The sequence below is a fragment of the Kocuria sp. SL71 genome (genome assembly GCF_026672465.1).
Classification (GTDB): Bacteria; Actinomycetota; Actinomycetes; order Actinomycetales; family Micrococcaceae; genus Kocuria; species Kocuria palustris.
The window spans coordinates 1028327-1048985 of record NZ_JAPPRE010000001.1; the positions used below are offsets into that span (position 1 = coordinate 1028327).

The 20659-nt window shown below is 67.6% G+C and carries 10 protein-coding genes and 1 pseudogene; 5 read left to right on the forward strand and 6 right to left on the reverse strand.

Annotation, left to right across the window (positions count from 1 at the left end; translation table 11 throughout):
* Window position 1: 1 nt before the first annotated feature.
* Both OVA15_RS04695 and OVA15_RS04700 read left to right on the forward strand, forming a co-directional pair.
* The gene (locus OVA15_RS04695) at window positions 2–1693 is read left to right on the forward strand and encodes an ABC1 kinase family protein (protein WP_204781801.1); all 1692 of its coding nucleotides are present in this window, start codon (window positions 2–4) and stop codon (window positions 1691–1693) included.
* Window positions 1694–1997: 304 nt separating this feature from the next.
* Window positions 1998–2810: a hypothetical protein gene (locus OVA15_RS04700; RefSeq protein WP_268143412.1), complete on the forward strand. Its 813-nt coding sequence runs from the start codon at window positions 1998–2000 to the stop codon at window positions 2808–2810.
* Window positions 2811–2823: 13 nt separating this feature from the next.
* Here the strand turns inward: OVA15_RS04700 and OVA15_RS04705 are convergent, their stop codons facing one another.
* Together OVA15_RS04705 and OVA15_RS04710 are read right to left on the reverse strand one after the other, a co-directional pair.
* A complete protein-coding gene (locus OVA15_RS04705) occupies window positions 2824–3564 on the reverse strand; it encodes a hypothetical protein (protein WP_268143414.1) in 741 nt (246 codons plus the stop codon).
* A 205-nt stretch (window positions 3565–3769) separates the two neighbouring features.
* The gene (locus tag OVA15_RS04710) at window positions 3770–5101 is read right to left on the reverse strand and encodes a sensor histidine kinase (protein ID WP_268143416.1); all 1332 of its coding nucleotides are present in this window, start codon (window positions 5099–5101) and stop codon (window positions 3770–3772) included.
* Between the two features lie 259 nt (window positions 5102–5360).
* On the opposite strand from OVA15_RS04710, the gene OVA15_RS04715 reads away from it, so the two are divergent.
* From OVA15_RS04715 to OVA15_RS04725, 3 genes and pseudogenes are all read left to right on the forward strand, one after another.
* Complete coding sequence (locus tag OVA15_RS04715; protein ID WP_259871066.1) at window positions 5361–6044, forward strand: response regulator; 684 nt, start codon at window positions 5361–5363, stop codon at window positions 6042–6044.
* Window positions 6045–6162: 118 nt separating this feature from the next.
* Window positions 6163–7325: pseudogene (wecB, locus tag OVA15_RS04720) on the forward strand (non-hydrolyzing UDP-N-acetylglucosamine 2-epimerase).
* A gap of 62 nt (window positions 7326–7387) precedes the next feature.
* Window positions 7388–8224: a hypothetical protein gene (locus OVA15_RS04725; protein ID WP_053447443.1), complete on the forward strand. Its 837-nt coding sequence runs from the start codon at window positions 7388–7390 to the stop codon at window positions 8222–8224.
* Window positions 8225–8316: 92 nt separating this feature from the next.
* Here the strand turns inward: OVA15_RS04725 and OVA15_RS04730 are convergent, their stop codons facing one another.
* The 4 genes from OVA15_RS04730 to OVA15_RS04745 form a co-directional block, all read right to left on the reverse strand.
* Window positions 8317–11169 (reverse strand): hypothetical protein, encoded by a 2853-nt coding sequence (locus OVA15_RS04730; RefSeq protein ID WP_268143419.1) that lies wholly within the window; start codon window positions 11167–11169, stop codon window positions 8317–8319.
* Window positions 11166–12908, reverse strand: a complete 1743-nt coding sequence (locus OVA15_RS04735) for a hypothetical protein (RefSeq protein WP_053447445.1) — start codon at window positions 12906–12908, stop codon at window positions 11166–11168. Before OVA15_RS04735 ends, OVA15_RS04730 begins: the two co-directional genes overlap by 4 nt.
* Before the next feature lie 79 nt (window positions 12909–12987).
* The gene (locus OVA15_RS04740) at window positions 12988–18300 is read right to left on the reverse strand and encodes a heparinase II/III domain-containing protein (RefSeq protein ID WP_268143421.1); all 5313 of its coding nucleotides are present in this window, start codon (window positions 18298–18300) and stop codon (window positions 12988–12990) included.
* Window positions 18301–18451: 151 nt separating this feature from the next.
* A complete protein-coding gene (locus tag OVA15_RS04745; RefSeq protein WP_268143423.1) occupies window positions 18452–20650 on the reverse strand; it encodes a glycosyltransferase in 2199 nt (732 codons plus the stop codon).
* Window positions 20651–20659 lie beyond the last annotated feature (9 nt).

Below are 20659 nucleotides of genomic sequence, written 5' to 3' on the forward strand. Positions count from 1 at the left end.
AATGCTCTCGCGGCGCGAACGGCTCTTCCAGATCCTGGAGGTCCTCTCCCAGCACGGCTTCGGCTTCGTGCTGGCGGGCCTCAAGCCCGAATGGCGCGCCCCGCTGGAGCGCGTGCGCCTGGTGGACCCGGACAAGCTGCGCCCGCAGCCCGTCCACCTGCGCCTGGCGCTCGAGGAGCTCGGGCCCACGTTCGTGAAGCTCGGCCAGCTGGCCTCCACGCGCCCGGACCTGCTGCCTCAGGAGTACGCGCGCGAGCTGGCCCGCCTCCAGGACTCGTCCCCGCCGATCCCGCCGGATCGCATCCGCGAGCTGCTCGAGCAGGAGCCGGACACCGCCGCAGAGGAGATACTGCGCCACATCGACCCCGTCCCGCTGGCCACCGGCTCGATCGGGCAGGCCCACACCGCGGTCTACGACGGCATGGACGTCGTCGTGAAGATCCGCCGCCCGGGGATCGTGGACACCGTCAACCGCGACCTGGAGGTGCTGCGCGAGCTCGCCGTGCTGATCACGCGCTACTGGCCGGGCGTGGGCGATCAGGACCTGACCGCGCTGGTGGATCAGTTCGCCGCCTCCATGCGCGATGAGCTCGACTACCTGGCCGAGGCCCGCAGCACGGAGCGGATGCGCGAGCTGTTCGCGGGGCATCCGTCGCTGATCGTGCCCGCTGTGGTGTGGCAGGCGACCTCGTCAAGGGTGCTGACCACCGAGCGCATGTCCGGCATGAAGATCACGGATCACACGGCCCTGGACGCCGCCGGGGTCGATCGCCACCAGCTGGCCGTGACGGCCACGGAGATCCTGTGCCAGATGATCTTCGTCCACGGCTTCTTCCACGCCGATCCGCACCCGGGGAACCTGTTCATCCACTCCGACGGCTCGATCGCCATGATCGACTTCGGCATGGTCGGCAGCCTCTCGGAGGAGTTCCGCGATGCCCTGGTGACCATGCTCGTAGGCGTCTCCCAGGGCAATGCCCGTCGCGCCACCACCGGGCTGCTCAAGCTCACCGACCGCGCCCCGGAGAACCTGGACCGCGCCGCCCTGGACCGCGATGTCGAATCCATGATCCGCAGCTACGCCGACCGGCCCCTGGCCGAGGTGCGGATGGCGGCGCTGCTGTCCGACCTGGTGGCCTGCCTGCGCCGCCATAGGCTGCGCCTGCCGCGCGATTCGGCGCTGTTCCTGCGCATGGTGATCACCGCCGAGTCGATCGGCAAGGGCCTGGATCCCGACTTCGACCTGATCTCCGTGATCCGCCCGTTCGCCCGCCAGTTCGTGCTGCGCCGCGTCTCGCCCGAGGCGCTGCTGCACCGGGTGCGCGGGCTGGTGGAAGAGGCGGTCCAGCTGGGCCAGGACTCCCCCGACGTCATCCGACGGATCATGTCCGTGCTGGAGAACGGCGGATTCGACGTCCATCTGCGCGCGGACGAGCTCGAGCCTCTGCTCAACCGCGGCGAGCGCATCGGCCACCAGGTCATCGCCGGCGCGGTGATCGCGGCGACGATCAACGGCATGTCCCACGTGGTGGCCTCCGAGCCGCAGCGCTACGGCCGCTTCCACGTCCCGCTGATGATCGGCGGGACCGGAACGGTCGGGGTGCTCTCGGCGTATCTGGCGGCCTCCACGGCCACCCCCAGAGTGCGCCGGGTCGTCTCCTCGCTGCGTGAGCGCAGACGACGCACACGGTGAGCTCGGCTGACCCGATCCATCGCGCGCCCGCCTCTGCCCACCTCTGCTGGTGTGTGTTCACGTGGTCCGATCTCGTCCGCGCCGTCCACACAGACGGGCACGAAACTTGAAGCCTCACCCAGTTCGACGGGCTTGTGGGGCGACTTCGCTCCAGACCAGCCAGTAACGTCGATACCGTCGTGCATCGGACGGACTGCCCCCCCCCCCCGGCCGATGCCGGCCCCTCATCGTCGCGCGACCCGCTGGATGAGGCGTGTCCTCCCACCCGTGCGGATCCTTCCGCAGGCACAAGATGAGGTCTCCCATGCCGGACTTCGACTCCGCTCCCATGCTCGTCTCGGAGCCCATGAGCCTCGAAGCCGTGCGCCACGGCCGCCCGCTGAAGCTGTCCGCGCAGCAGCGCGAGAGGATCCGCCGAGGGTACGCCGCCCTGGTGCGAGAAGGCCTCCAGTTCGACGGTGTGGACGTGGCCGGCGAAGAGCCGGTGCGCGTGCTCCTGTCGATCCGCGAGCCCGGCGCCTACGACCTGCTGGCCTCCATCCGCGACGCCCGTCCGCTGCACCGTCGGCTGCTCTCGCCGCGCCGCGTCGACGAGATCTCGGTGCTGGAGGACAAGCTGCGCGAGGCCGTGGAGACGGTGCTCTCGGGCGTGCAGATGCTGCCGATCATCCTGGGGGCCAAGTCCGTGGTGGTGGGCACCGCAGCGGATGAGCTGGACCTCGTGCCCATGGTCACGGACGATCGGCACGTGATGCGGGTGCCGACCAATATCTTCGCGATCCTCCGCTCGTCGCGGCAGGCCCAGGCCGCTGCAGAGGACCTGAAGCACCTCTTCGAGCAGGACGACTCCACGATCACCTTCGTGCAGGGCAAGGGGCCCTACACGCGCGAGGGCGCCACGGTCATGGAGGTGCCGGCGAACATGTGGGAGCGGGTGCGGGAGATGCACCCGGCCACGATCTTCGACTCCGTGCCGCGGGTCGAGGATCCGCTGCTGCCTCTGGTCACGCGCACTCCGCGCGAGGACCTCCCCCGTCCCGCCCAGAGCGATGTGGGTCCTGAGGACCGCGGCCGACGCACCGATGTGCGGATGCCGCCGCCCGGCCCCCTGCTCTGAAGCTGCGGCCGCCTCAGGCGGCGCCGGGCTTCGCGTCGGGGTCCAAGCCGGCGCCGGGCTCCGGGTCGGGATCGGGATCGGTGCTCAGCCGGTCGATCGGGCGCTGCACCTGCGCCCCGCGCACGAACTCCAGGACGCGATCGGTCGCGACGACCATGTGCTGGATCCGGCTGCGCTTGGCCTCCGCCCCGTAGGCCAGGGAGACGGCACCCACTCCCTCCCGCGTCAGCCCGGAGAGAAACTCCCGCATCTGGGCGTCGAAGCTGCCGTGCATCAGCCCGTAGTCGACCTCCGGCGAGACGCGCAGGTGCTGGCCGTCGTCGGCCTCGGTCAGGTCCACGTGACCACAGCGCACCTCCCGCACGGTCTGCGGCGCGGCCAGCACGAAGCCGAAGGCCCGCACGATCTCCACGAGCCCGAGGACGCTCAGGCGCAGGGCCTGCTCCGCGGTGCGGACGGGCTCCGGATTGCCGGCGCCCAGCGGCGTCGGCTGATCACCGGCGCGTCCTCGCACATCGGCGGCGACCTGCGCCTCGAACACGACGGCACCGGGGCCGGGCTCGTAGAAGCTCATGCTCAGGCCCTCCTCCGGGAACCGCTCCCGAGGACGATGGTGGGCGTAGAGCGTGCGAGCCATGGCCTTCAGCGCCATGTAGGACCGGCGCACGACGTCCCGGTCGATCTCGATCGGTCGCCCGGCGGGGTCGTCGACCCGCATCACCACGTCGATCGATGCCCTGTTCAGAGGTGTCATCTCCCGAACCTCTCCTCGGATGTCCACGACGCCGTCCCGAGCGTCCTCTGCTCCGTCGCGGAGGCATGCGCTCCAGCGATGGGGGCGCTCGGCCTGCGCGGATTCATGCTGTAATCCAGATCACTGTCCGGTGTGAAAATCTCAGTCACGTCCTGCGGTGCTCGTTCTCTGTCGTCTTCGGCGCGGCCCTGCAGCGCCGCGCCCCTCAAGCACGCCGATCCGCCTCCTGCAGCGGGATCCGGGCCATGAGCTCCCAGGTGTCCAGCTGGCGCCCGAAGCTCAGCTCGCCGCCGAAGATGTCCACGCGCTCGCTCAGGCCGACCAGTCCGAGGCCGCCCTCCAGGAAGATCTCCCGGGGCAGTCGGGCGCTGCGGCTGCGGGCATCGCGGACCAGGTTGCGCACCCGGATCACCGCGATCGAGGGGCCCTGCGGCGTGGTCTCGAGGCTGGCGCTGAGGCTCACCGGCGCGCTTGGGATCCCGTGGCGGATGGCGTTGGCGGTGGCCTCACGCAGCACGCGCTGGCACAGGGACCGCACGCTCGTGGCGATCTCCTCCCAGCCGTCTCCGCGGGTGATCTCGACCCGGTCGAATCCGGCGTCCTCGAGCAGCTGACGACACCGGTCGAGGGCGGTCTCCATGGAGTCCGTGGGCGCAGTGGGACGCTGCGCACCGGTCTGATCGGTGCGCAGCGCCTGGTGCTGGGGAGCGATCCCGTCCTCGAGCGCGGTGGCCTCCCCCGCCTCCTCCTGCAGGGCCGAGACCATGCGGCGCAGGTCCTCGATGGTGCCCGAGGCCCCGTCGGCGATGTCCTGCAGCACCCGGCGCTGCACCTGCGGCTCCCCGGAGAGCAGCCCGGCATTGGCCCGCAGCGCGGTGGCCGTGACGTCGTGGGCCACGAGGTCGTGCAGCTCGCGAGCCAGGTCCCGGCGCTCGGCCGAGCGCACTCCGGCCACCTCGGTCTCCAGCTGGGCGACCCGCAGCTGGGTGAGCCGGGTCCGGCAGCGGAAGAAGCGGATGGTCCAGCCCACGGCTGAGCCGGCGAAGATCATGAAGGCGAGCAGGAACGCCTGCATGCGGATGGTGACGGTGTCTCCGAGCCCCACCAGGGACAGGGCCGCCGTGAGCTGGGCGAGCATCAGCAGCATGCCCACGCCCCAGCGGTTCCACATGCACAGGATGACGCAGCAGATGATCGCCGGGGCGACCACAGCGATCGGCTGCTGGCTGAGCAGCACCATGGCATAGGCCACGGTCAGAGCCACGACGCACAGACCGCGGTTGATCCACACGCAGATCAGCGGCAGGAAGATGACGATCAGCGTGAAGGACAGCGCCTGCCCGCTCAGCCAGGCCTGCCCCATGAGGCTGCTGATGACCTGCAGCCCCAGGAAGACCAGGACGATCAGCAGCATGGCCGCTCGGAACGGAACAGGAGGGGCGAGGACCGCGGAGTCGGCCAGCTCCGGCCATCGGCTGTCCACGGCTGCGGTGAAGCGTCGCCAGAGCCGGGGAGGCTCGAGCAGATCGGCCCTCATGGCCCACTCACCGCAGCAGCCTGGATCACCCTCACTGCCCTCCCAAGGGGCCCACGACCAGGCCCGACGCTTCCGATTGATGCTGCAGCGATATTATCCATCGGTCAGCGGGATGTCGTTGAGTGCATGTACTTGTCCACACTTGAGACCCTGCGACGGCTGTCTGTCGCTCGGCCTCCGTCGTTACGATGATCGGCGACCTGGCCGATGTCGGCCGTCCCGGCCCACAGCTCGGCCGTCGGACAGATTTGGAGCAGCGATGACCACGGATCAGTCTCCGGAGCCCGGCTCCGACGAGCTGCTGAGCGTGCTGATCGCCGATGACGAGGCCGTCGTCCGCGAGACCATCTCCATCTATGTGAACAGCGCCCCTGACATGCAGGTCGTGGGGACCGCCGCGGATGGGCGCGCGGCCGTGCAGATGGCCGAGACCCTGCGTCCGGACATCATCCTGATGGACATACAGATGCCGCGCGTGGACGGCGTCGAGGCCGTCGCCGAGGTGCTTCGGCTCCTGCCGTGCACTCACGTGGTGATGATCACGACGTTCACCTCCCGGGAGGCCGTCGTTCCCGCCCTGCGCGCCGGCGCCCTGGGCTACGTCCTGAAGTCCGATCCGCCCGAGCGGCTGCTCTCCGCGGTGCGCGAGGCCGTGGCCGGACGCACCCAGCTCTCCCCTCAGGCCCTCGAGGCGGTGGTGGGGCATCTGCGCGAATCGGACAACCGGGCCAGCCTGCCCGCCTCCGTCACGCTGACGGCCCGCGAGTCCGAGGTGCTCAACCACCTGGCCGAAGGGCACAGCAACCGGGAGATCGCCGAGCTCATGGTCCTGTCCGAGAAGTCCGTGAAGCTGCACGTGACGAACATGGTGTCCAAATTCCAGGTCCGCGACCGGCTGCAGCTGGTCATCGCCGCTCACAAGGCCGGGCTCATCCAGCTCTGAACCGCGAGCCTTCGGGCACGACGCGCCCCACCCATGGCCGTCGCCACCCCGAATCGGGGACAGCCGTATGACATCCTTGGTGACGGATCCCACCCGCCGATGAGTGAAAGAGTCACCGATGCCGCTGACCGTGATGCCGATCTACGGAACCCGCCCGGAGGCCATCAAGATGGCCCCGATCGTGAAGGCCCTGCAGGACTCCGACGAGTTCCAGTGCGTGGTGACCGTGACCGGCCAGCACCGCGAGATGCTCGATCAGGTCAACGAGATCTTCGACATCACCCCGGATCACGACCTCAACATCATCCGCCCCCGCCAGACCCTCAACGGCGTGCTCACCCGCACCGTCGAAGGCCTCGATGCGATCTTCGAGCACAACGCCCCGGACGCCGTCGTCGTCCAGGGCGACACCACCACCTCCACCGCCGGTGCGATCGCCGCGTTCTACCGCGGGATTCCCGTGATCCACGCCGAAGCCGGTCTGCGCTCCTTCGACCTGTTCTCCCCGTTCCCGGAGGAGGCCAACCGCAAGATGACCTCCCAGATCACCTCCCTGCACCTGGCCCCCACCGACATCTCCAAGCGCAACCTGACCGCGGAGTCGATCAACGGCGACGACATCGTGGTCACCGGCAACACCGTGATCGACGCCCTGCACCACACCGTGGCCCAGCAGCTGCCGTTCACCGACCCGGCGCTGGAGGAGCTTGCCGCCTCCGGGCGCCGCGTCCTGCTGGTCACCACGCACCGCCGCGAGAACCAGGGCGATGCCATGCGCGGCGTGGGCCGCGCCCTGGCCCGATCGCCCGCGACGAGCCCGAGCTGACCATCGTGCTGCCGGCCCACCGCAACCCCGTGGTGCGCGAGGCCGTGCTGCCGGCCCTGGAGGGCCTGGACAACGTCCTGGTCACCGAGCCGCTGGCCTACGGCGAGTTCACCCGCCTGCTGGGCGTCTCCCACGTGGTGCTCACCGACTCCGGCGGCGTCCAGGAGGAGGCTCCCTCCCTGGGCAAGCCCGTGCTGGTCATGCGCGAGAACACGGAGCGCCCCGAGGCCGTCACCGCCGGCACCGTCAAGCTGATCGGCACCGACGAGGAGCGCATCGTGGAGGAGGTCTCCACCCTGCTGCACAACGGCGCCATCTACGACTCGATGGCCAATGCCGTGAACCCCTACGGCGACGGCCGCGCCGCCGAGCGCACCGTGGCCGCGATCGCGCAGCTGTTCGGCGTGGGCGAGCGGATGGCGGACTTCGATCCGGAGGCCCAGCCGGAGGGCTGAGACGCCCGTGCACCCGAGGTGCGTCTCCATTCCCCCCCCCCCCCCGGATTGCAAGGACCCATATGACCTATCTCGTCACAGAGGACGACGCGCATCGCCTGGGTCTCGACGAGCTGTCGACGCTGGCCCCGACCACCATCCCGGTGGATGAGCCGTATCGGATGAATGTCGACCTGGGCGGGGTGGTTCTTCCCCTGCTCGTGGTGCGGCGCGACAGCGCCGAGAGACTCGTGGTGCTCAACAACGGCGCCGTGAACCTGGAGCGCTCGGCACGCCGGCCCGTCTTCCAGCGCTCGTCGTGGTGGATGGACATCCAGGCGCATCAGATCTATGTCTGTGATCCCGGCACCGTGGGCGAGCAGGCGATGCCGATCAACTGGCTCCAGCTGCCCCACCCGCAGTGGCGCGTGAAGGAGATCGTCATGGCGATCGTCCGTCTGAGCCGGGTTCTGGGCACGCCCCTCCCTCACCAGCGGCTCTACTACGGGTCATCGGCGGGCGGCTTCGCCACGCTGCTGGAACTGGCCTATGACCGGCAGGCTCGTGCCGTGGTGAACAATCCGCAGATCGACTGGACGCGCTGGCATGCGCATCAGGTGAAGCCCGTACTGGAATCACGCTTCCCGGGTCGCAACGCCCAGCAGGTCCGTGAGCGCATGCCCAAGCGGGCGATCTGCCTGCAGAATCTCGCCGACAGCGGCACACGAGCCCGTGTGGACTACTGGGTGAACATGGCATCAGCGCACGACCGCGACGTCCAGCTTCCCGTGACCCAGGCCTTCCTGCGCGAGAACCCCGAGATCTGCGCGGACTTCTCGCTGCACATGTACTTCAACGAGGTGCAGGGCCACAATCCGATGTCGAAGGAGAAGACCCTCGAGATCCTGAACGAGGGCTGAGGCCGCCGCGCGAGTCATCACGCAGGCGCCTGCCCCTCACCTGCCCAGAACCGCGACGGACGTGAGGGGCTGGCCCGAGCACCAGCAGCTCCTCAGTCGGAGAAGACGAAGGCCTCCCCTTCTCGGACCAGCGCCATGTACTCATCGGGCGGCGGCACACGATGCCCGGCACCCAGGTACGGGGTCACCAGCCCCAGGTCGGACAACTCGCCTTCGGCGGCCCATGCCTCGGAGAACGGCTTGCAGTGGCTCTCGTAGTGCATCTCGTCGCCGGTGTTCTGGATGAAGAACACCCGCTTGGCGAAGCCGATCTCGCGATACCTCTCGATGAGGTCCATGCGAGCACGCAGCTCGGGGTCGTCGGCCACCGACTCCCGGCCGAACAGCACCTCCTGGGCTGTCCGGGCGATGCGCGGAACGTAGCGATCCACCTGGATCTGCGGGTTGAAGGTGACGACGGCCGACCGGGTCGAGTAGGACGCGCACTGCAGGGCCGCGAAGCCGCCACCGGAGTTGCCCACGAAGAGGATGCGGTCGCACCCCAGCGCGTCCGCATAGGCCTCTGCCTGCCGTGCGATCAGCCGGTGGAGGTTCAGTTGCTCATCACCCGCGTACCACGTCAGGATCTGACTCGCGTCCAGGTCCAAGCAGGGATCCGAGACGAAGAGGACCGGGCCGGAGGAGCCTCCCTCCATCGAGCGCATGCGCTCGAAGCGCGGCAGCGCATTGCGGGATCGGTCAGTGGCCCCATGGAACATGACGCTCAGAGTGCGTCCGCTGGAGACAGTGCTCAGCAGGAACGGGAGCACAAGCTGCCCCGTGTCGATGGTGAGCATCTGTCGGGTCAGGTCCGTGTCCAGCTCCGCACACACCTCCGAGCGGGTCCGGATCGGCACCGCATAGAAGTCGTGGTCCAGCGGCGACTGATCGTCCCACGAGATGAGCGGGCTGCGCTTGCGTCCGTTGACCAAGTGATGTGCGGCGATCCTCGGGCGCAGATCCGCGCCTGCGACGTCGATGAGGGCGGCACCGAGTCCGAAGTCCCGCAGACCCTCCACCTGATGATCTCGGGCGATCTCCAGCAGGTCTTCGAGCGCTTCCGACCGCAGCTGCGTCCCGCCTCCCTCCGAGCGGATCCGCTGCTTGACCTCGGCGATCTGCGCTCGGATCTGCTGCCGGAGAGCATCCTCCTCCTCCGGGGTGATCCCGCCGTTCAGGGCATTGCGCGTCACGCGCTGCGAGAGCTCGGCGCTATCCTCATCCACCGGTCCGACGCCCGCGCCCTCCTTGGTGATGATCAGCTGCTCAGCGTGCCGAGGCCGGCGCAGGCTGACGCTGATCGCACCGTCCTCCATCGGCGTGCGCCGGCAGTCGATGCTCTCCTGTGCAGGGGCAGGGACGACGGCGGTGATGAGCCGTGTGGAAGCTGCCGAGAAGGGGACGGCGATCCGCTGCCAGCCGTCGCCGAGCTCCGCCACGCTCGGCAGCACGGCGGGCACGTTGAGCCAGATCAGCCGGCACGACTCCGGCCCTCGAGTGATCGCCGCATGGCCCTCGGAGACCTCCACAGCGCACCCCGGAGGGATGATCCAGTGCTGTCGTCCGGTGTGCGCATCGGCGCTGCGGACCTGATCCACCACCACGAGGAAGTCCCCGCTGCGGGAGTAGACGACTCGCCGGGTCAGAGCGACGGGGAGGAAGGCCCGGTCCCTCACCTCGAGATCGACGCAGTCTGCCGTCACCCGCTCCCGAGTCACCTCGGCATCGCTGAGCGTCCGGTAGCGGGCGTCCACGTCCACGCAGGAATGATGGCTGCGGTCCTGCCACTCCGAACCCTCCGCGCCCGGGCGATCTGCGAACCACGTCACGCCACGAGCAGTCAGCCACAGGGCCGAGTTGTCGTGGTCCCGTCCCGGCGACTCCAGTCGCCCGGAGCGCAGCGAGAAGAACGTCTCCTGGTCGAAGTCCAGCTCGGTCTCGCCCCAGCCGCGGCGGACGAACGCCCAGCCGCTGGGATCGACGTGGACCAGCTCGTCGGCGGCTTCGCCCTCGTCGCTGGCCGACGCGGCGTAGCGCTCCGCAGAGGTTCGCGGCGACCGGTCATCCCACGACGCCTGGGCCCCGAGCGAACCCGAGGGGAGCAGGCTCCCGGTCGGCAGGGTGCCGTGCGTCCACAGGGCGCTCAAGGCGCTCTCCGAGCGCTCACGCAGCTCGGCGGGCTCCTCGAGCTCGTCAGCGTCGTCGTCCAGCATGTCGTGGATCGACTGATAGAGATCCACCCAGCGCCGCGTCGTCTCGGTCACCGCACCGATGCCGCCCCCGGGCGCCAGGCCGGAGCCGATGTACCTGGCGACGAACTCGGCGAGCACCGCCGCTGCATCGGTCGAGGGGCGAGGCCCGCACGACATCGAAGCCGCACCTCGGATCACGGCCTCTTCCACGAGGTGCACCCGCCCCGTGCGCAGCTTCTCCGTGAAGACCGACCGATGCTCCCCGAGGAGCTCGACGATCTCCGATGGCCTCTCCTGCGGCGACGGCCACAGGGAGCTCAGCCCTGCGGCCAGGACGACCGCCCGCTGACTGGCAGGCAGGAAGGAATCGAGGCCTGCCTCTCGCGCCGTCGGCGCCCACGCCTGCCACCCGCGCACGTAGTGCAGCCACAGGTCGCGATCGCCGGGCTGCGCACCGTCACGGCGCAGAGCATCGAGGAAGCGGAGGGAGTTCACGGCGAGGCCGACCTTGCGGTCCTCGGCTGCGATCTGATCCCAGATCCCGGTAGGGCCTCCGTGCAGGACCGCGCCGCCGACGGCTGCCTCCCCGGAGCGCAGCTGACGCCGCACGTCCTCGTCGTCGCGTCGAGGGCGGAGGTAGAGCTCATGGGACATCAGCGCTTCGAGCGGTGAGCTCCCCTGGAGGATCCGTGCAGTCAGGCCGTGGTCGCTCATGCCGACCTCCTGACCGCCGCGGTTCGGCGATTCAGGCGCTGGCGATGGTCATCGATGGAATCGATCCAGATCGCCCGGTTCAGCCACGACTCGTGGGAGGCGAAGGCCTTGCCCTCGGGGATGAGCCTGCGGAACGACTCGAGCTGCTCCCAGCTCAGGTACCGGGACCAGATCCGAGGTGCGTCCAGGACCTCATTGAAGACCTCGGTGTCGATCGACCAGGTGCGCAGCCCCTTCCGGGTGGCGATCTGCGACTCGTCCTTGGTGGCCTTGTAATACGGGAGGCCGTCCCATTGGGGCACCGCGCGCCGAGCGATCTCCTTGGGCGCCCGCTTCTCGATGCGCTCCGGGATCGTCAGGTCGAAGGCCATGCGGATGTACGCGTGCGACCCGAGCAGCACCACGCTCGTCGTGGTGAGGGACTGGTTGTGCCAGCGGCGCAGCTTCTCCCGGAAGTAGTAGACGTCCAGGCTCTGGAGCCCCGGAGAGCCTCCAGCGGCGATGGCCTCGTACTCCGCGTCGAAGAAGTCCTCGAGCTGCTCGCGCACCGCTGCAGTCGTCGCAGTGCCCGGGTACACCCTGTTGAGCTGCTTCAGCGGATGCGGCAGGCCCTCGATGCGCTCCCTGAGCCCAGGACGGCTGTAGAAGTACCCGTGCGTGATCTCGCCGTTGGTCCCTCCGATCGACAGCGCCCCGCCGGGGCCGGCCACACGCAGGTTGCGCTTCATGTTCGTCGGAGCGGCGTCGCCGTCCCACATGAGGTGAGCATTGCTCAGCCGCTCGGGAAGGCTCATCGTGACCTCGGAGGAGGTCGGCTCCACGATCCGGTGGGCCACCCCCTGAGCGGCCAGGTCCGTGACGCGGCCCAGCCGCTGCATGAGGTCCTGGGCGATCTCGGTCTCCTTGGGCAGGGTGCCCAGCGTCGTGACCTTGGCCTGCGCACCGCCCGAGAGCCACAGACCGGCCGTCATACGGGAGTCCTGGCCGCCGCTGAGATAGACCGTGGCGATCGGCGAGCTGAGGGCGTCGATGTTCCAGGCCGCCGTGCGGCTCTCGTCGACGACCGCGTCGAAGTCAGCTGGCTGGTCCCTCTCCCCCGTCAGCTCGTTCAGGGTCTCGTACTCGCTACGGGAGATCCGGCCCTCGGCATCGACGTCGAGCATCGTGGCCCGCGGCAGTCGACGGATGCCGAGGTACGGGGAGTGCTCCTCGGTGAACCACCCGAAGTTGGCGAACATGCCCACGCCGCGGTCATCGATCTCCAGCGGCCCGTCGAGGAAGAACGCCAACGCTCCGATGTGATTGCTCACGACGATGCGATCGTCGGTCTCCACGACATAGGCGCGCCCGAAGCCCACCAGGTCCGTCCAGACCCGGACGGCGCCGTCCGGGGCCACGGAGTAGCCCCAGTGGTTCATGAGGAACGACGACGGACGCCCCGCGCCGTTCACCCGATCGTGGACCACGGCGGGCAGCTCGGCCGGACCGACTCGGACATCGGAGGGGATCGGCGGCTGGTTCACGCCGTATTGGAAGCCGTCGACCTCGAACCAGGTGGGGACCGTCCAGGTCCGGGCCATCCGATCCGCGTTGTACGCAGAGGTCAGTCCTCGCTGGAGCTCATGATCCTGCGCAGAGCCGAAGATCTCTTTGACGTAGTCGATGGCTGCCGACATCCGTCGGCGCGTCTCCTCGACGGCGTCGGGGCGCTTGGCGACGGCGACGATATTCGTGTTCATGCTTCCTCCTGGCCTCGTGGGGTCTCGATGGCGCGGTCCCGGAGGCGGGCCGCCGATGCGGCCGGCCCCCGGGATGCGGTCACTGCTGGTCGTCGACGAAGACCATGGTCGTCCGGCCTTCCCACGCTCCGGCTGCCGGCAGCTGCCAGCAGACGCTCCACGAAGCCTCCTTCACGCGGTCCTTCCGGGAGCGCCAGCCCCCGATCGGCTCCTCCGAGCCGTGGAGGATCTGCGGGTCCCCGGGTGCCTCCGAGGTGACCTCGAGGCGGCGCCCGGCCCACTTCGCAGAGCGCAGCACGAGCTTCTGGTCCTGGACCTGGAGATCCAGCTCACCGTCGAAATGCCACCAGAGCCGTACCTCGTGCTGCTCGTCCGAGGGCATCTCGACTCGATCGAGGACCACCAGCTCCTGGCCCGGGAGATACTCGACGTCTCGCTGATGCGCCCAGAAGGTGTGCGGTGTCCGCGCGGTGATGAGATGGCGGCCCGTCTCGTCCTGAGAGGCGCTCACCAGCCCGGACCCGTGCGGCTCCCGACGACGGTCGTGCATGTCGCTGTCGAGGCTCACCGTGGAGTGGGGTCCGCAGGTCTCCATGTACTGACGGATCGGATCGGCGTAGTAGAAGCCCTTCTCGCGCAACGGAGAATCCGGGGGCAGCAGCTCCCCGTACCGATAGCGCCCGCCATCGCAGAGGATCTGCTGGCCGTCCTCGAACCACACCATGGTGTTGTCGTCGCAGTGCTTGTGCGCCCTGGAATGGAACGCGGAGGTGAACGCCAGATACGAGTCGCGGTCGAAGCGGCCTCGGGCATCGGCCTGCGGCTCCCGGATGAAGACGTAGCCCGTGTCGGGGAGCACGAGCGCACGGTCCACCGGCGCGGAGCCCTCCACCCCTCCGGAGAGTACCCACGTGGTCGTCGGCGAGGACGAGGTGAGCCCCTTGTCGACCATCTGGCGCTGGGCGGAATCGCCGAACTGGACGAGGCAGCCGTCGGGCTGGATCATCCAGCCCAGGGCGTCCGCTGCTGCGGAGATGATCGACGACACTCGAGGATCGTCGATGACGCCCGCGGCCAGCGCGGCGTCGAATCCGCTCAGGAGCATCCGGTGGTAGTCCGGGGAGTGCTCGCTGTGACCGCCGTCGGCCATGAACTGGCCTTCCGTCATGAGACGGAGCCGCTGCTCTCCCTGCGCCCGGAGAGGCGCCATCCCGGGAAGGTCCGTCAGCTCACGACCCAGCACGAGCTGGCTCACCGCCGAGTAGTAGCCGTGGTTGTTCCTGGGATTGAAAGCCTTCTTCTCCCAGTGCGCGTCGCGCTGGCGCAGGGCGAAGCGCAGCAGCTGCGCGTACTCCGCGTCGGTCACCTCGTCCTCGACCTCGGCGATCCGCAGCAGCGTGATGAGGACCATCGTCCGGTACGCGATGGCCATGTCGTACCAGGCCATGGTGGAGTCGTCATCGATGTCGCCGAACTCGGCGATCCAGGACAGCGCCCGGTCCACGGCCCAGCGAGCCAGGGCGGGATCCCCCGTCCTCGACCACTCCATGAGCGGTGCGTGCATGAACTCCCAGCAGTGGAAGTGCATCCGCCATGATCGATCACCGGGGCCGACGCTGCGCCAGTCGATCGGCATGTCCAGCGGGACGGGATCGAATCCATAGGCCGCCCAGCCCGTCTCCACGGTCTGACGTGCGCGCTCGGAGTCCGTGGGGATCCCGTCCTCGCCGTGGAGCTGCAGCAGCTCGACGGCCTGCCCGCGGTTCTCGATGTGCGAACGGCGGCGGCGCTCACGAGCTGCCTCAGCATCCGGGGCCTGCTGGGGGCAGCGGGCCAGCTCACGGAAGAAGCGGACGTCGAGCCCGCGGTACGGCGCGTCGTAGCGATCGGCGATGGAGCGCCAGGACCGCTCCGCACGGACCCAGGCAGCGCCCTTCTCCGACATCTCCGCTCGTGCCTGCGGATCCTCGAGCAGACGGCTCAGCAGCTGTGCCAGATCATTGGGATCCTCTGCTCGGAAGGTCGCGGCCGCGCCGGACTGCCCGGCGATCTCCCGCAGCGCGTCGACGTCCGAAACCACCACTGCTCGCCCGGTGGAGAACGCCTCGAACGGCTTGAGCGGCGTCACCAAGCGGCAGACTGCCCGGTTCTTCCGCGGCACCACGAAGAGGTCGATGATGCTGTAGTAGTCGAGAACCTCCTCATGGGGAATGCGACCGGTGAAGCAGCAGCGCTCGGCGATGCCCAGGTTCCTGGCCTGCTCCTGCAGCGCCTTGCGAACGGGTCCATCTCCGACGAGCAGAAGCCGGGCTTCCACGCCTTGATTCGTCATCTGCGCGAAGGCCTCGACGAGCGTGTCGATGCCCTCGTACTCCACCACGGAGGTGATGTAGCCGATGACAGGGACCTCCCTCGGGATGTCCAGTCTGTCCTTCAGCTCCAGGTCCGGCTCCACGACGGGGAAATCGGAGGGCAGCACGCCGTTGGGCGTCACGGAGATGCGCTCCGGGTCCTCACCGCGGTCGATGATGTGCTCGCGCATGACCTCGGCCAGCGTCGTCACGTGGTCGCTGCTGGCTCGGGCCTGGTTCTCGCGCTCATGCCGCAGCGTGTAGGCATCGGGGTATCCGTAGCGCTGGTAGTCGGCCTCCAGGGGACGGCCGACGGAGGTCTCTACGCGCGAGAGCCAGGACTCCTCCCAGAATCCGCGACTCTCGTAAATCAGGGGCAGACCATAGGCGTCGGCCACAGGCCTGGCGATCAGCTGATTGATGTAGTCCGAGTGGCAGTGCAGCAGACTCGGCCGCACCTCCTCCACCACATCCCGCAGGGCGTCGGTGTTCGCTTGCAGCCACGCAGCCCAGTTCACGGTGCCTCTGGCCGGCCCGTCCGGCAGGTGATAGGTCACGCCATCGCGGACCACGGAGGACTCACCGAGGGTCTCCACGCCGGCACCGGCCTGGCGCATGACGTGGACGTCATAGCCCTTCTCCGACTGCGCCTGAGCTAAGTAGTGGGTACGCAGCGTGTAACCCGTCTGCGTCTCGGGAAGGGCCTTCCCCCCGATATGGAGAATACGCCCAGTCTCAGGGTGATACGAGTCTTCCTCCGGCGGTTCGCATACGCCGATCAGCTCGCCGCGCAACAGGGCCAGCTCCGAGCCGCGGACATCCACTATGCGCTGATCGCCATCTTTGCCAGAGGCGATTGCCACACCACGTAGAATCTCCAAGCTGTAGGCGTAGTACCCCCGCTGATACAGGGCCTTCGAGAGCCTGCGTCGCTGAGCCAGGTTCATGAGCCGGCCAGCATCACCAGAATTCCATATCTTGTAGAGATAGAGCGGATCCTCTACGTAAGGGACTACTTCTCGAAGCGTCAACGAGCCGAGGATTGCCTCGGCAGGGATCCATTCCGGAACGACGGCCAATATCGCAGCTGCGCGCTTCTTCTCACGCACCAGCGCGGCCTCTCCCGACGCCTTCACCTCAGAAATGTGCGTCTCGGCGGCGGTAAGCCTGGCCTCCAGATTGGCGATTCGTTCCCCGTCAGCGTCCGCACCAGTCGGCAACGAGGCCCGCGTGAGACCATCCGTGACCTGACGCTCAAGCTGGGCGAACCGCTGCTTGATCCATGCTTCCTCGCGCGTCGAGGCAATATCGTCCTCGACCCCGGACTGATTGAGCGACGCCGTGCGTGCTTCATCAAGAAGGATTTCGACCTTTCCCTCCCCGATCGTCACGTTCCATACCTTTCCGAACCGGATGATTCGAAGCCAAGTCTCCGTAGGTCGAGTACGACTCGACTCGATGGCCCAGACGTCCTTCGTCGAGTCGCCTAAGACTGCTGCGATCATGCCTCGGCGAGCCTTCATGGAAGTCTCGGCAACGGCCGCAGGCTCCTTTTCTCCCCAAGCACGGGAAACCCATCCAACCGACGATTTGTCGTCCGCATAAGTGACCTTCGGCTGTCCCCACTGCCCGAGCCAGTTCAGTGTCATCCGCTTCCCAGACCGTTCCTGCATCTCGACGCCGTGGTCGCGGAACCTTGGCTTTACGCCAGGTTCCACATGCCATAGCTGGCGAGCCGTGATGGCTTCGTCCGCCTCAATGGCGTCCAGAACCACCAGAATATCTAGCCCAGGAAGAAAGACGATTCGTCGCCGAACCGCTACACCGCGATAGTTCCTGTCCACCAACTGGAAATCGTGGGCACTGTCATCGATCGAGTAATTTTCAAGATCAACCGAACCTTCAGGATCATACTCCCGCCCTTCAATAACGAGAACATTGTGACCTTCTCGGGATTTAAGGTATTTCCTAAATGAATCCTTCGGCTCATAGATGTAGGATCCGGGGTCCGTCACCCAATCCTTGGCTCCGGCATACAGCGTCACCGCACCACGGTCCTGGTGCGCATGGTGCGAAGCTCTCGGCCCGAAACGGATCGAATAGTGAGTCTGCTCCGTGAACGACCCATCCTGATCACCCCAGTCAGTACGCCCGAACACAAAACCGTTCGGAGCCACGATGGCCGTGGCCGCAGGTGCTTCTCCCTCAGTGCCCAGGGAAGAGGCGTACTCGAGCTCTGACCACCCCTCACTCGAAGTGCGGCGCAGATGCGTGTCGCCGATCGGCGTCATCGTCCCATCGGGACGGGTGGCATGGGCGAGGAACTCAGCAGCTTTACGCAGGCGCGCATCGACCTCCGGCGGAATGCTCAGGCCCTCGAGCGTCACTCGCTCCCACGCCTTGGTCCACCACACGAGATTGAGCTGGTGATACTGGATGGACCCCTCGTTGTTCGCCCCGCTGACATCGAATGATTCTGTGAAAATCTCAGACATTCGCCTTAGCGCCAGTTGTTGCCAGTCTTGTCGACGAAGAAAACTGGCCACAACAAACAGGCCGGTATTCTGATGCAGGGCATGGTTTCCTGATGACTGATTTGAATCATCCGCCAGCCACCGTCCGTGAGCGTTAAGGGATCCGCGCAGAAGCTCCTGTTCGTCATCGGTGAGGGCTATGGACCACCCGAACACCAACTCTTGAGCGCGCATGCCGTCGGCCATGTCCATCCAAGCGTATTTGGAGGCGGACGTTCCGGGAGGGTTCTCCGTGATCCATGAACGGACGGTGTCGAACCACAGCTGATGCGCGGCTACATCGCCTTCCTGAGCCGCGTGACGGACAGGCGACAACCACCGAAGGGCGTGGTGTTGGAACTGCCAGTTCCGGGATGAGAACGGGTCCGCAGTCCAGTCGTCGAGCCGCTCCGCCTCCCACCGTCCATGAGGCGCAAGACGCAGGACCCCCGACTTGATCTCCTCGGTTCGCTTCTTGAAGTCGGGGCGCTTCTCGAACCCGGCTCCTATGCACTGACGAACGCTCACCTCAGCATCCACTTCGTGTGCGCCCGGCGATGATGCATTGCTGGTCGGAGTTCCGTCGCAGTCCTGGGTGGAGCCGTCTGAGCTGGACATAGGTTGGCCTTTCGCGGACAGGATTAGGTGCTAGATGTGCTGAGAGGTCGGGGCCGCTGTGTCAGAGATGCGGGTGGCGCGAGGCGCCGAGCTCCATGTAGATCTCCGAGACTCGCTCGGCCATGTCATTCCACTGGCGATGCTCTCGCACCCAGGTGAGGCCATTGCTGGAGAGCTGCTGGCGCAGCTCAGGCCGTTCGACGAGCTCGGTCAGCTTGGCCGTCAGGTCGTCCACGTCCCCCTTGCGGTGCAACAGCCCCGTGACGTCCGGCTGCACGATCTCGGCCAGGGCCGCGACGTCGGAAGCGACGATCGCCTTACCCATGGCCAGAGCCTCGAAGGGCTTGAGCGGGGAGACCATCTCGCACACCGGCAGCGGCAGCCGCGGGAACGGAGCGATGTCCACGAGCGAGTAGTAGCGCTCCACGTCCTCGTGGGGCACCCGACCGAGGAAGCGCACCGCGTCGCCCAGCTGTCGGGCCTCGACCTCGGACTGGAACCGCTCGAGCTCGGCGCCGTCGCCCACGATCATCACCACGAAGTCGTCGCGCTGGGATCGCATCCGCTCGGCGGCGTCGATCAGCAGACCCAGGCCCTCGTAGTCCAGCACGGAGCCGATGTAGCCGATCACCGTCTTGCCCTGGAAGCCGAGCTGAGCCTCGAGCTCGGCATCGCGCGGCTGCGGGGTGAAGCGCTCGGCATCGACCGCGTTGGGAACCACCGTGATCTTGTCGCCGTCCACGCCGCGGTTGATCAGCTCATCCTTGAGGGCCTGCGTGATGGCCAGGACATGGGTGGCGTTGGCCGCGGCGTCCGCCTCCATTCGGGCCATGAACCGATACATGCCGCCCTTGGCCCATTCGAAGTCCCGAGAACCGCGCGTGACCTCCCACAGTCCGCGCACCTCGTAGATGGACGGGATGCCGAGCCGATGTGCCGTAGCCACAGTGGCCAGACCGTTCCAGTGATTGGAAGCCCCGTGGAGGATCGCAGGCTTCTCCTCCTTCGCCTTGGCCTCGAGCGCGGCGACATAGCGCTTCACGTACTCCGTGATGGGGCTCTTCTTCTCGATGCCCGGGGTGGTGCTCAGACGGTGATAGGGGATGCCATCCACCACGTTCACAGGTGCGATCTCCCCCAGTTCCGCCATCTTGGGCATGTCATAGGGGTAGCCCAGGCGAGTGACGCCCTGGACGTCCCAGCCCAGGCCCCTCAGCCCGGAAAGCAGTCCGTGTGTGCGCGTGCTGTAGCCGGCCGAGTGGTACGGCAGGGAGTTGTGCAGCATGTAGAACACACGATCGGCGACCGGAGCGTATGCCGGCTCCGAGCGTCGGTGCGGGAAGGGGAAGCCCTGCTTGGCCAGCTGGTAGTTGGTCGGCGCCGTCGACTTGGCCAGTCTGGCGCTCTGCTTCCGACCCCAGGAGTCCGAGGGCTCCAGTCGCGTGAACTCAGCCAGCAGGCGCCGCGCCCCGTCCAGGCGGTTGGCGCGCAGGTCACGACGGATGGCCAGACGCAGGCTCCACCGCGGCACCGCTCGATCGGGCAGCTCGCGGATCAGCTCAAGGGCTCGAGTCCGCCGACCGCGCTGCAGGCAGAAGAGCAGCTGCGCCAGGGTCCACTCGTCGTCGGCCAGCCACGCCGGCTTCTGAGCGACAGGATCCTCGGCGTCACACCGGTGCAGCCCCACGACGGCCCGCGTGACCCGGTCCGGGCTCTGGCTGAGGATGTCCAGCGCTGCAGTGCGACGGGCCGGGACCAACAGGTCCAGCGAGCGACGATGCTGGTCCGTGCGTTCAGCGAGCACCGCCGTCAGCGCATCCATCGCCTCGGAGACGGATGATTGGCGGTCCGAGTCGCCAGCCGCGGCATCGACCAGCATCTCCAGCGCGTCCAGGTTCGCCGGCTGCACGGCGACGCTGTTCTTCAGAGCCTCGAAGGAGGCGTCGTAGGCCTTCAGCTCGATCAGCCGCATGGCATAGAGGAACCAGGCCGCGCTGTCCTGCGGATCCTGCAGGGTCAGCTTCCGGAGCTGGTCCGCCGCCTGATACCTCTCGCCGGCAACGCGAGCCGCCTCCGAGGCCTCTCGAAGGCCCTGTGTAGCCTCCATCCGCCTCGTCTCGTCGCCCCTGCTGTCCTCTCCTGCGGCCTCAGGATCGGCTTCGACCTGAGCGCCGTAGCCGCGAGGTGCCAGCTTGGCAGCAGCCTCGCCCCTGACATGCCAGAGGCGACGGCGGAGTTCCTGGACGGTGATGGGGGGCATGCGGTGTTC

Bases quoted from the DNA above. Each gene is read 5' to 3' on its own strand.
- OVA15_RS04695 (WP_204781801.1), top strand. From the start codon at position 2: ATGCTCTCGCGGCGCGAACGGCTCTTCCAGATCCTGGAGGTCCTCTCC.
- OVA15_RS04700 (WP_268143412.1), top strand. From the start codon at position 1,998: ATGCCGGACTTCGACTCCGCTCCCATGCTCGTCTCGGAGCCCATGAGC.
- OVA15_RS04705 (WP_268143414.1), bottom strand. From the start codon at position 3,564: ATGACACCTCTGAACAGGGCATCGATCGACGTGGTGATGCGGGTCGAC.
- OVA15_RS04710 (WP_268143416.1), bottom strand. From the start codon at position 5,101: ATGAGGGCCGATCTGCTCGAGCCTCCCCGGCTCTGGCGACGCTTCACC.
- OVA15_RS04715 (WP_259871066.1), top strand. From the start codon at position 5,361: ATGACCACGGATCAGTCTCCGGAGCCCGGCTCCGACGAGCTGCTGAGC.
- OVA15_RS04725 (WP_053447443.1), top strand. From the start codon at position 7,388: ATGACCTATCTCGTCACAGAGGACGACGCGCATCGCCTGGGTCTCGAC.
- OVA15_RS04730 (WP_268143419.1), bottom strand. From the start codon at position 11,169: ATGAGCGACCACGGCCTGACTGCACGGATCCTCCAGGGGAGCTCACCG.
- OVA15_RS04735 (WP_053447445.1), bottom strand. From the start codon at position 12,908: ATGAACACGAATATCGTCGCCGTCGCCAAGCGCCCCGACGCCGTCGAG.
- OVA15_RS04745 (WP_268143423.1), bottom strand. From the start codon at position 20,650: ATGCCCCCCATCACCGTCCAGGAACTCCGCCGTCGCCTCTGGCATGTC.